6 protein-coding genes are annotated in these 12771 nt (G+C 42.2%); 1 reads left to right on the forward strand and 5 read right to left on the reverse strand.

The genetic code is table 11. The features are described from left to right. Positions 1-29 precede the first annotated feature (29 nt). Positions 30-3221, reverse strand: a complete 3192-nt coding sequence (locus tag B2V92_RS20065) for a glycoside hydrolase family 2 TIM barrel-domain containing protein (RefSeq protein ID WP_293311578.1) — start codon at positions 3219-3221, stop codon at positions 30-32. A 225-nt stretch (positions 3222-3446) separates the two neighbouring features. Between B2V92_RS20065 and B2V92_RS20070 the strand changes: the two genes are divergently transcribed. Further along, positions 3447-7574 carry a hybrid sensor histidine kinase/response regulator transcription factor gene (locus B2V92_RS20070; RefSeq protein WP_293311580.1) on the forward strand — a complete coding sequence of 1376 codons (4128 nt, stop codon included), beginning with the start codon at positions 3447-3449 and terminating at the stop codon, positions 7572-7574. A gap of 81 nt (positions 7575-7655) precedes the next feature. On the opposite strand, the gene B2V92_RS20075 is transcribed toward B2V92_RS20070, so the two are convergent. The 4 genes from B2V92_RS20075 to B2V92_RS20090 form a co-directional block, all read right to left on the reverse strand. Beyond that, entirely contained in the window at positions 7656-8540 is an 885-nt protein-coding gene (locus tag B2V92_RS20075) for a helix-turn-helix transcriptional regulator (RefSeq protein ID WP_293311582.1), read from the reverse strand. 285 nt (positions 8541-8825) lie between these two features. Further along, positions 8826-10043: a basic secretory protein-like protein gene (locus B2V92_RS20080; RefSeq protein WP_293311584.1), complete on the reverse strand. Its 1218-nt coding sequence runs from the start codon at positions 10041-10043 to the stop codon at positions 8826-8828. Positions 10044-10272: 229 nt separating this feature from the next. Further along, positions 10273-11019, reverse strand: a complete 747-nt coding sequence (locus B2V92_RS20085; protein ID WP_293311586.1) for a succinate dehydrogenase/fumarate reductase iron-sulfur subunit — start codon at positions 11017-11019, stop codon at positions 10273-10275. Positions 11020-11035: 16 nt separating this feature from the next. Then, positions 11036-12771, reverse strand: a 1736-nt coding sequence (locus B2V92_RS20090; RefSeq protein WP_293311588.1) for a fumarate reductase/succinate dehydrogenase flavoprotein subunit, incomplete at its 5' end; no start/stop codon positions are given.

Consider the following 12771-nt stretch of genomic DNA (forward strand, 5'->3'; position numbering starts at 1 on the left):
TAAAATGATAAGCCCGCCTATTGTTTTGATTATGGTTTGCCAGTTAATAATATCTGGTAGCTAAAAGAGGTTGGTTTTGCATAAACCAGGTAAGGTTCTAAAGGTTTTGGTCCGCAGCCCCACGAGCCTACACCCAGCGTTTTATGGCTGATGCACAATACCGTACCCTTGCTTTTTGGCAGGTCTATTTTGTACTCTACATTTTCCATTTCCTCATCACTGTAGGGTAATGTGGCTACCTGGAAGAGGTCTTTTCCACGTTTAATGGTTAAACCCGAACCGTTTTCGCCAGTAATATTTGCCCATCGTACATCCTCATGGTTTCCGCTTTCCATTGGTTTTTCATAAGGGGTCATCTGGTTATTTACGCTGCTGGCATAATGACCGATATCGAAACCGCTTTTTCTGTCTGCGTAGTTTTCCATTGGTCCGCGACCCAGGTAGTCGATTTTGTTTAAATCCTGGTCAAGAAACAGGCGCACACCTATTCTGGCCAGTATCAGTTTTGGGTCACTAAAATCAACATCATTTTCGGCATTGATCAAGCCATTGGCATTAATGGTGTATACCACGCGGTGATGAACGATAAAATCCTGTTTACCCGTTCCGGTAAGGTTGGCTTTAATTTCGATCATACCGCTGCTTAGCTGTGTGGCTTTAACTTCGTCGGTTACCCAAACGATAGATTTAAGTCCTTTTTTCTCCCAATCGGGATAGGCCCACATATCATCTTTACGGTGCGGGGCACGCCACAGGTGTAGCATCGGGCCGCCACCGGTTTGAAGCATATTTTTACCGCCCTTCTCCATTTTGGAGAAAGTGCCTTTCGTTTTATCAAATTCGAGCGAAAAGCCGTTTCCTTTGATCTGTATGTTCTCTTTCGAGTCGTTAAGACTTAAATTACCCGAAATTTGAGGTGTTGCAACCGGAACAGCAACCGGCAGTTCAAATTGTTGTGAGGCTACTTCATATCCTTTTTTTGCCCAGTTTTTATCACCCGATAGTTCAAACGAAACCCTCACAAAATATTCGGCACCTGCTTTGGGTTTTAGCGAATACGGGATTTTGATGTCCTTTTCTTCACCGGGTTTAATCGATCCTACGGTGAGCACGCCAGATGAAATGGTGCTACCATCTTCGGTAAGTTCCCATTTTCCGTTTAAAGCATTCACATTGGTAACCTGATAGCGGTTTTTTAGGGTTACTACACCATTTTTAAGGTCTTTCTCCCTGATGCTGATCCATTGGTAAGCATGTTTTAGCTCAGGAAAGTGTGGTTTAAGCGACCGATCGGAAAAAACAACTCCTTTATGGATAAAATACTGATCGTTGGGATATTCCCCAAAACCACCACCGAATGCGGTAATCGGGTGTTTGCGATCGCGGTTATTGTAAATCCCCTGATCTTGCCACTCCCAGATGGCGCCGCCCAATAAAGCAGGGTATTTATCAAAAAGTTCGTTATAAATATCAACCGATCCCATCGAATTGAACATGGCGTGCGCATACTCGCAGAGGTAAAAAGGTTTATTAAGTGTTTGATCGTTGGCATGGCGTTCTAAACTTGCCACATCGGTATACATCTGGCTATCAATATCCGCCGGATTACGGCTCCCGATCCCAAAACCTTCATAGTGTGTTGGCCGGGTAGAGTCGATATCTTTAATGGCCTGTAATGCGGCCCTGAAATTTTTTCCCCCGCTACCGTTTTCGTTGCCTAAAGACCAGATCACTACCGATGGGTGGTTTTTAAAGTTTTCGGTATTGGCCACATTCCTGTCGATAATTGCGGCTTTTATCCTGGGTTCGTCGTTAAATTCGTTCATCGCGCCATGGCATTCTACATTGGCCTCAGCAACCAGGTAAATCCCGTATTCATCGCATAACTCGTACCAGCGTGGATCATCAGAATAATGACTGGTGCGCACGTGGTTACAGTTAGCCTGTTTAATCAGCACAATATCTTTTATCATCTGCGCTTCTGTTACCGCGTGGCCAACATCAGGCCAGTTTTCGTGACGGTTAACGCCTTTTAACTTAATGGCCACACCATTTACCAAAAACTGCCTACCTTTTATTTCGATCTGACGAAAACCTGTTTTGGACGATAGAATTTCTACATCTTTATTTCCTTCTTTAAGTTTAATTACCGTGGTATAAAGTCTTGGTGTTTCAGCTGTCCATTTTTCCGGATTGTTTACATTAAACTTCAGGCTCACCGTTACCTCTTCGCCTGGTTTTAAAGCCGGAACTGTTTTTTTATCCGAAGATCCTGCAAGCAATGTTTGACCGTTATAAAGCGAGGCATCAATAGTCCTTGCTTTGCTTATTGTTGTACCATAGTTTTTGATTTTTGTAGAAATCAGTACCTCTGCGTTTTTAAACTGCTTATCGAGGTTAGTTTTAACAAAAAAATCGCGGATATGTTGTTCAGGGGCACTCCAAAGGGTAACATTCCTAAAAATGCCGCTCAAACGCCACATGTCCTGATCTTCCAGATAACTACCCGTAGTGAAACGGTAAACTTCAACCGCCAAAGTGTTTTTGCCTGCTTTCAGGTATTTTGTCAAATCGAACTCTGCTGCATTGCGGCTGTTTACACTATATCCTACCTTGCGTCCGTTTACCCAGATAAAAAAACCGGCGTCTACCCCATCAAATGTGATAAAGATTTTCCGGCCTTTCCAGGCAGCCGGCACAGTAAAATCGCGGCGGTAACTGCCCACCGGATTTCGTTCCTTATAGGCCGTAAACCGTTCGGGAGGTGTACTCATTACCCTGGGGAAATCCTTTTGGAAAATGTAGTTAAAATTGCTGTAGTATGGCGTACCATATCCCTCTACCTGAAAGTTAGATGGTACCTTGATCTCTTTCCAGCCCGAAACATCGTAGCTCGGTTTGTAAAAATTAACAGGGCGTTTCTGCGGCCAGTCTACCCAGTTAAACTTCCACATGCCGTTTAAACTTGTGCTGAATGTAGATGCATGCCTGTTGGCGGCAAGTGCCTGTTTTAAATCGGGATAAGGCATTAGCGTAGCGTGTGCGGCTTCCTTGTTAATGCCGATATTCTCGGGATCTTCGATTTCTTTTGGTACCGAAGCGGTATCCTGTTTGGATAAAAAATTACCTTCCTTATGTTGTGCCTGCACGCCGTTTGCGTAACCTAAGGCAAATAGCAACAGGATTTTAGGGAGGGCTCTGTAAATAAATGGTTTACTCATTGTGGTTTGTTTGTGCTGTGTGTTGATATATATTGTCGGAAAAATCGATCGGATGACTGATATTTATTAAATTTATCGATCACAAAGAACTTTAATTAATCGCCACAGCAGATTGCCGAATCATACATATTTTTTGACATCCTGTACATTTGTTATCCGCAGCTATAGATAAATCAACATATAAGATCATTTTTGCTATATGGTATGCTTATTAAAATCCCACGAATGAAATTGTTTAAAAAATTAACAGTTTCTACCTTAATATTCTTATCGAACTTTGTTGCAGGTGATCAGGTTTTTGGTCAGGCTTTTTCCTATAAATTCAACTACCTTACCGTTGATGAGGGGCTTTCGCATACCGATGCCAATGATATTGCGCAGGATAATAAAGGTTACATCTGGACGGGTACCAATTTTGGATTAAACCGTTTTGATGGCTACGTAAACAAAAAATATTACAACAATAACCTACCCTTACAAAATGCCTACACCAACCGCATACGTTTTGTATATCCCGATAAGGGAGGAAAAATATGGCTCGGTACCGAGGGCGGTCTGCAGTACTTTGATCCCGCTACCGAGCGGTATGTAGCCGTTAACGAAATCAATAAAAACACCTCACCCTACCTGGCCCAGATCATCAGGCCGGCGGAGGATAAACTTTACGGATTGTTTGACGGTAAATTAAAGTGTTACACTTTTGATCAAAACAGTCTCATCCCCTTAAAAATAAACATGCCGGGGGCAGTCCGTTTTTGGGAGATGGTGCCGGATAAAAATGGGAATACCTACCTATCCAGTAACAAGGGCATATGGATGATGGATAAGGATCTACGCTTCCACCAGTTATCGGTAAATGGAAGAACAGACCAGGATTTCAAAGCAATTTATCTCGACAATAACCATAACCTGGTTACCAATTTCTGCGATACGCTCCTGTTAACCAAAAGGAACAATGGCGGGTTATATGCTTTATCGGTAGCTCAAAAATTTGTAGACAGGCATGTGCATGATGTTAAAAACATAGCCCAAAACGGAAAAAAAGATTATTGGCTAAATACCGGACGCGGATTGATCAGATTGGATCAAAATTTCGGTTTTATCCAAACGGTAAACAGCCAAAGTGCCCAGTTCAGCCTCAATTCGAGCTATTTAAACAGGGTTATTATCGACCGCTCGGGCTGTTTGTGGTTAAGCACTTTCGGTGGCGGTGTAAATTACTGCGATCTTAACGAAAAACTCTTCCATACCCTGAAAAAAGACCCTGAAAACAGTAATTCTCTTTCAGGAAATTATGTTCGATCTGTATTTACAGAAGGGAACAACCTTTGGATCGGCACCATGACCAATGGATTAAACCTGTACAACCTTAAAACAGGGCGTTTTACCTTTTACAACACCTATAATTCACCAATCAGACTAAAAAATGACGCGGTAACCTCTATTGTAGCCGATAAAAATAAAAACCTCTGGATCGGTACCAACAATGGCATCGAAATATTAAATCCTGAGCGCACAAGCCTTGTAAAACCCGCAGGCTATGAACATTTTCCCAAGTACGTAATCGAAACCATTGCCGTTGATTATTTTGGCAATATCTGGTTCGGTAACCACATTGATAAATTTGGTGTTATCGTTAAAAACGGTCAAAATGTTTATCAGGTGAAATATTACGGGGAAGGTTATTTTATCCATGCCGATCAAAACCGTCCACAGCTTTTTGTTTCGAGTACAAGAGGACTAAAAAAACTGACCATAGATGCCCAGGGGAACATCACCAAAACTACAGTGTACAGGGGCGGTAATGCTAAAAACACCTTAAGTTCCGATTACACCTACCCAGTGGCAAAAGAGAACGATAATACTTATTGGGTAGGTACAATAGGTGGCGGTTTAAACAGGCTTTTACTAGGCAAAACCGACAATAATTACTCCATAAAGATATATGGCAGCAAATACGGTGTGTTTAACGATGTAGAAAGTCTGGAAATTGATAATGAAGGCAATATCTGGATGGGTGGCAATGGGTTGGAATGCCTGAATCCAAAAACAGGTAAACTGGTAAGGTATGATAAAAATGATGGTTTACAGGGTAACAGTTTTAAGGTAGGTTCTTCATTTAAGGCAACTGACGGACGCCTGTATTTCGGCGGGATAAGTGGCCTGAGTTATTTTTATCCAGGGGAGATCAGGTCAAACCCGATAGATGCAAAACCCATTCTTACCGATATCCTGATCAACAACCAAAAATACAATAGCCAGAACCATACTGCAGAGAACAGTACCATTGGTTATGCCAAAGAAATAAAGATTGATTACCGCCAGAACAACTTTACCATTTACTTTTCTTCCATGCATTTTGCCAATCCGTTAAAATGCAGCTACAGGTATAAGCTGATCGGTTTTGACAGCGACTGGAAATATACCGATGGTAAAAACCCGAGCGCTGCTTACAACAACCTCGATTTTAAACGTTATACATTTGTACTGCAGGCCAGCAATAACGACGGGGTGTGGAGTAAGTTACAGGCAGAAACATCGATTTTGATTACACCTCCATGGTGGAAATCAACCCTTGCAAAACTGCTCTATCTGCTGATGGCCCTCTCTGCCCTCTCTGCCATTTACATTTTCCAGGGCAGGTGGTACCGTTTAAAAAGAGAAATTGCCGTACGCGAGGTAAACGAGAACAAACGCGAAGAAATGCATAAACAGCGTGAGGAGCTTTCGGAGCAGCAACTGGTATTTTTCACCAACATTTCGCACGAACTGCGGACCCCGCTTACGTTAATGCTCGGACCTTTGGAAAACCTGATCAGGGGTAATCAGAATCCAGTTTTGGAACACCCCTATCATTTAATGTTCAGGAATGCAAAACGCCTGCTCAATCTGGTTAGCGAACTGGTTAATTTTAGGAAAGTTGCCGATAAAACCATTAAACTCCAGGTAGAACCTGTTGAAATAGATCATTTTCTCACCGATCTGGCAAAAGATTTTGAAATACTGGCAGAACAGAAACACATCCGTTTTGAAACAAGCGGCCTTAAGGCAAAAGAAAATCTAAAAGGCGTTATCGATAAACAGGTCCTCGAAAAAATATTGCTCAACCTGTTAAACAATGCTTTTAAATATACGGTTGATGGTGGCGAAATATCATTTGGCGTGTTTTATGATATCCTGGATTTTAAGCCACATTTTGGAACAGGTTTTCAGTTGCTCCACCCACAAAGGGCCACTAATTACATTTATTTTAAGGTACTCGATTCGGGCATCGGCATATCGCCGGAGTCGATCACCAAAATTTTCGACAGGTATTATCGGATCAGTACCGAACATTTGGGTTCGGGTATAGGCCTGGCTTTGGTAAAAAACCTCACCGAACTGCATAAAGGCGATATTTATGTGTACAGTGAACGCAATGAGGGGACCGAAATTATTATCGGTATCCCATTTGGGGAAGAAAATTATCAGGAAGAGGAAAAGCTGTTATCGGATCAACCGGTTGAAAACAGGCTTGAAGTAACCGATATCCCAATGTTATTGCACATAGCAGAAAACAGACCGGATAAGCAGCGGAACGAAGCCCTTGCCAATAAGCGCATTTTATTGGTTGAAGATAACCATGAGCTAAGGCAGTTTTTAAAACAGACTTTAGAAAATAAATATACGATCCTCGAAGCTGAAGATGGAAAAAAAGGACTTGAACTGGCCACCGAAACCATTCCCGATCTGATTATCAGCGATGTAATGATGCCGGAAATGGACGGGATAGAATTTTGCAGGCTCACCAAAGAGAAATTCGAAACCAGCCATATCCCTTTTATCATTCTTTCGGCAAAAGACGCCCTTGAAGCAAAAATTGAAGGAATGGAATCGGGCGCCGACTTTTATTTTTCAAAACCCTTTAGCACCGAACTTCTGTTGTTAACCGTTCAGAATATATTTGAGCAGGCCGAAAAATTGAAGGAACGTTATACCAAAAACTACCTTGCAGAGGCAACTGAGCTGGTGCATACCGAAAAAGATAAGGCTTTTATCAATCAGATTTTAAACCTGATCGAAAGTAATATCAAAGACCCTAACCTGGATGTAGATTTTTTATGTAACCACCTGTTTATCAGCCGGACCAAGCTTTATCAAAAAATAAAAGGTGTTTCCGATCAGTCTGTTGCCGAATTTATCAGAACCATCAGGTTGAAAAAAGCGATACAGATGATGACACACGAAGACATTGCACTTTACGAGGTGGCCGAGCGTATCGGTTTACAGAGCAGTTCCAACTTTTCGAGGGCATTTAAAAAAGAATATGGGAAATCTCCGTTACAATATATACAGGACCTGAAAAAAATATAAATAATCTGCGTGTTTTATGCCTACAATCACAGGGATTCACAAATATATTAAGATCTGATTTTCAACTTTTCGGTAACGTTGTTATAACTTTTGTTTTACCTGTTTGGGTGTGTCCCTATATTTTTGTTTAAACGAAACTATAAAATGTGCAGGAGTTTCGAAACCCACTTCGTAAGCAATTTCGGTAACATTCTTATCCGAATTTACCAATAGTTCGTAGGCTGTTTCCAACCTGCGCTGCATAATCCATTTGCCCGGGTTCATTTTAAAGGTTTGCAGAAACCTGCGTTTAAAGGTCGACAGACTGCAATTGGCGAGAAAGGCGTATTGTTCCAATGAAATATTCTCCCTATAGTTACTTTCCATCAATGGTACCAGATCAGGATTTAGATGGGTATCAAGGTTTCTCAGCTGCATTTCAAAATGATGTCCTCCCCTTGCAGTAATCAGCACCTGGAAAAGTTCACGTATTTTTATGGGCAGCAGTGCGCTTAAACGCTCGCGGTCTGCACCCTGGCACAAATAGGATTTAAGCTGCAAAGCGAGGGTATTCATCAGGCCATCTTCGGTAAGTAATGCGATGTCCTCATGCGTTTCTACCGAATTAACTGCATTTGCCCCATTTGAGCATCCATATATGGATTCAACCTGTGAGCGGAGCCATGAATCTGAAAAAAAGATCAAAATTGCTTCATAAGCACCATCCTCTCCATCAAATTTATCGCTGATCAGGTAAGATCCTTTTCTGATAAAAAAGCCCGATCCTGAAGGTATAAGGATTTTACTGCCCTGGCCCAAAATTTCTTTCTGCCCCTTTAGTACAATACTGATGTGATCCATGTGCACGCACATATTTGCCCGGCTGATTTCCTCCTGCTGCAGGTAATGCATTAAAAAGATATCCCCGTTCCACGATAACACCTCTCCACTTTCCTTAATTATCCTGCCACAGTTCAGATCATTCATTTTATCTACAATTTAAGCCATATACAATCATCATCCCTTAAATACCGATACCACAATGCATCATTCAACAATTTTACTACCAGGGGCAGTCGCAACAAATGTGAAAATTGAAAAGTGAATTAACCATGGATAAAATTTCCATTGTAATGGATAATTATTACATTTTTTAATTTCTTCAACAGCGGTAGATAAATCGATAGGGTTGTTTTGGGAAGGATGGGCGATTAAACACAAAAACCCCAGCTTGGCTGAGGTTTTTGTGTAGGGCAATAAAGTGGCTGTTATTTACAGCGCAGGATTTGTCTTATAATCCTGCCACAATTGATCTACGGTTTTGCCATTGGCATTTGTAGACCAGAAAGTATTAACATTGTAGGTACCATCCCTCATTGCTTTATCAAGTTTGATAACGATACCCTGATAACCGTGGTTTTCCAGCCAGGCAAAAAAACGTGCAGTAACGCGGTAAGCATCTGTATAATTCTGATTTGAATTATAAGCCGGCAACGACCAGTTGGCCCCGGCGTTGTCATAACCAAAAATGTACCTTACATAATCTGCAATTCCTTCGGTAATCCATCCGGTATTGGGCAGGTTAAACTTGTAAGACTGTACAACGTGCATCATCTCGTGGGTTACCACATCAATATCTTTAGGGTTATTGGCAAAATATCGCGGATCGTAACGGATAACAGAACCACCGTAAGTTGCTGCCACGCCCTGATAGGCAGAATCGATCACAAAAACCTGTGTTTTAGGTGCATCGATATTAAAAGTATTGGCCATCCTTTGGTAATTGGCTTTAAACACAGTAATGAAACCTGCTTTTGTTGCAGCACTGAAAGTGCCTGTCTTATCTGTAAAAATTAACGTATTTGCGCCTTCAACCACTGTTTGGAGTGTATTGTTTGGTGCTACTGTCTGCTGGTTCTGCGGCACACTGAATAATTTTATTTCGGCCAGCTGGAAGATAGGATTGGTTTGGCCAAATAAGACCTTAACATTAATGCGGTAAAATTTATAGGCATTATTGTTAACAAAATTATAAGTTTTACCCTGTTTACGCAGTGGGAACATTTCATACTCACGGTGATCCAACTCTGTCCAGGTGGTACCATTTGTTGAAGCCGTAATGGTCCAGTTTGACGGATCCCTTTCGCTGGCATCGTTTGCAGAAGTAAGTGTGTAGGCTGCAACCTGGGTATTGGTGGGAAACTCAAACTGCATATAAAAACTGGATTGATGGCTGAATATCAAAAATTTGGTCTCGATGTTATTATCAATAACTTTTGATGAACCTTCGGCAGCATCCTTCCCGCCTGTGTTTTCTGTACTAACAGTAAACTGTGCCTGGCCGGTTACTTCGGTTCTCGCAGTTACATTGGTAGCTGCCCTGGGTTCGGGGTTTTCTGTGTCGGTATGGTCTTTTTTACAGCTTGATAAAAAGACAGACGTGCCTAAAAATACATAGGCGAACAATGTGGTTTTGTTTAGTAATTTCATAAGATAAATTGGTTAGTGGTAAAAGTTTTTCTTAGATCAATAATACTAAAAGGTTTTAGTAAATCAAATAGAGAAGAAATAATTTTTCTTTCAAGAAAAACACATTGTATTACTTATTTTAATATAGAGTAGTTAATACCAGTAATAAATAGCAGGAAAACCAATTTTATTTCACGCATTTGAAAATCCAAATTTCCGGATTAAGCTCAAATTTGGAGGAAAATAACCATTACTTATTCATGATCAAAGCTTTGTTATATTCGGCATTCATGCGGGCAATATGCAGTACCGAAATCTCCTGTGGGCATTCTACTTCGCAGGCCTCTGTATTGGAACAATGCCCGAAACCTTCTTTTTCCATAGCATTTACCATTTTAATTACCCTACCCGAAGATTCCGGCTTGCCCTGTGGGAGTAAAACCAGGTGCGATACCTTGGCGGCGGTAAAAAGTGCAGCACTCGAGTTTTTACAGGTGGCTACACAGGCGCCACAACCAATACATGCGGCAGCATCAAATGCGGCTTCGGTAGTTTCGTGCGCAATTAAAATACCATTTGCTTCAGGCGCCTGACCAGTTGAAGCAGAAATGTAACCTCCAGACTGGATAATGTGATCAAAAGCAGAACGGTCTATTTTAAGATCACGGAGAATAGGGAAAGCAGCTGCCCTGAAAGGCTCTATGTAAATGGTTTCTCCATCTTTAAAGGTACGCATGTGCAACTGGCAGGTTGTGGTTCCACTCAAAGGGCCATGCGCACGGCCATTAATCATCATGCCGCAGGTACCGCAGATCCCTTCCCTGCAATCGTGGTCAAATTCAATTACCCTTTCTCCTTTTTGGATCAACCGCTCGTTTAACAGGTCGAGCATTTCCAAAAACGACATGTGTGCCGAAACACCGTCTACTTCATAATCGGCCATAAATCCTTTTGATGTGCTGTGCTCCTGCCGCCAAACTTTGAGATGTAATTTCATAACATTTACCGATTAATTATTTATAACTTCTAACTGTAAGTTTTACAGCTTCGAAACTGAGCGGTTCTTTATGCAGTTGCTGTTGCTGATCATGGCCTTTCCACTCCCATGCCGATACGTAACAGAAATCTTCATCATTACGTAAGGCCTCGCCGTCTGCAGTTTGATATTCCTCCCTAAAATGGGCTCCACATGATTCTTCACGCTGAAGTGCATCGTAACACATCAGTTCGCCCAATTCTAAAAAATCAGCAACCCGTCCGGCCTTTTCAAGCTCAGCATTTACCCCGTCATCTCCGGTGATTTTCAGGTCCTGATCAAACGATTTTTTCAGTGCCTTTATTTCGGTTATGGCCTGTTCAAGGCTTTCTTTAGTGCGCGATAGGCCGCATTTATCGTAGAGCAGTTTTCCAAGGGTTTTATGAAAATGATCTGCAGAAAGATGCCCTCCGCGGTTTAAATAATGGTTAAGTTCTTCCCGAACTATTTTTTCAGCTTCTGCAAATGCAGGATGGTCAGTTGTTACAGCCTCACTTTTAAGTTGGTCGGAAAGATAATTTGGAATGGTGTAGGGTGCAATAAAATAACCATCCACACAGGCCTGGAGTAACGAATTTGCGCCCAACCTGTTTGCGCCATGATCAGAGAAATTGGCTTCTCCCAATGCAAAAAGCCCCGGTATGGTGGTCATAAGATCATAATCAACCCATAGTCCGCCCATGGTAAAGTGTGCCGCAGGAGAAATGAGCATAGGCTCCCGATAGGCATCAACACCGTTTATTTTATCGTACATCCTGAAAAGATTACCGTATTTCTCTTCGATTTTGGCTTTTCCCTGCTCTTTTATTGCTTTTGAAAAATCAAGACATACGGCATTTTTCATAGGTCCGACACCACAACCTGCATCAATCCGCTCTTTCGCTGCCCTCGAAGAAATATCCCTTGGCGAAAGGTTGCCAAAAGCAGGGTAACGCCTTTCCAGGTAATAATCCCTTTCATCTTCAGGAATATCGTTTGGTGTTCTTTCATCCCCAGCTTTTTTCGGCACCCAGATGCGGCCATCATTCCGCAGCGATTCAGACATCAAGGTTAGTTTAGATTGTGTTTCGCCAACCTGGGGTAAACAGGTAGGGTGAAACTGTATCCAGCTTACCCCCGCCATAAACGCCCCTTTTTTATGTGCCCTCCAAATGGCCGAAGTATTGCAGCCCATGGCCAGGGTCGATAAATAATAAACTTTACCATAACCTCCCGTGGCCAATACTACCGCATGTGCAGCATGACGCTCGATTTCGCCGGTCTCCAGGTTGCGGGCAATAATGCCGCGTGCTTTTCCATCTACCAGAACCAGATCGAGCATTTCGTGGCGTGTATATGTTTTTACTTTTCCTGCCGAAACCTGCCTCATCAACGCCTGATAGGCCCCTACCATTAACTGCTGACCGGTTTGGCCCCTCGCATAAAAGGTACGCGAAACCTGTACGCCCCCAAAAGAGCGGTTATTGAGGTAACCACCGTATTCCCTCGCAAAAGGAACACCCTGTGCTACAGCCTGATCGATAAGTGCAAGCGAACACTCTGCCAGGCGGTAAACATTCGCCTCACGTGAGCGGAAATCGCCACCTTTAATGGTATCGTAAAACATGCGATAAACGCTATCGCCATCATTTTTATAATTTTTTGCCGCATTAACCCCACCCTGTGCCGCAACTGAATGTGCCCTGCGGGCAGAATCCTGAAAACAGAAACATT

This window comes from Pedobacter sp. UBA5917, from assembly GCF_002432345.1.
Classification (GTDB): Bacteria; Bacteroidota; Bacteroidia; order Sphingobacteriales; family Sphingobacteriaceae; genus Pedobacter.

What these genes read in the sequence shown, in the direction of transcription:
- B2V92_RS20065 (WP_293311578.1), bottom strand. Translation starts at nt 3,221, where the DNA reads ATGAGTAAACCATTTATTTACAGAGCCCTCCCTAAAATCCTGTTGCTA.
- B2V92_RS20075 (WP_293311582.1), bottom strand. Translation starts at nt 8,540, where the DNA reads ATGAATGATCTGAACTGTGGCAGGATAATTAAGGAAAGTGGAGAGGTG.
- B2V92_RS20080 (WP_293311584.1), bottom strand. Translation starts at nt 10,043, where the DNA reads ATGAAATTACTAAACAAAACCACATTGTTCGCCTATGTATTTTTAGGC.
- B2V92_RS20085 (WP_293311586.1), bottom strand. Translation starts at nt 11,019, where the DNA reads ATGAAATTACATCTCAAAGTTTGGCGGCAGGAGCACAGCACATCAAAA.
- B2V92_RS20070 (WP_293311580.1), top strand. Translation starts at nt 3,447, where the DNA reads ATGAAATTGTTTAAAAAATTAACAGTTTCTACCTTAATATTCTTATCG.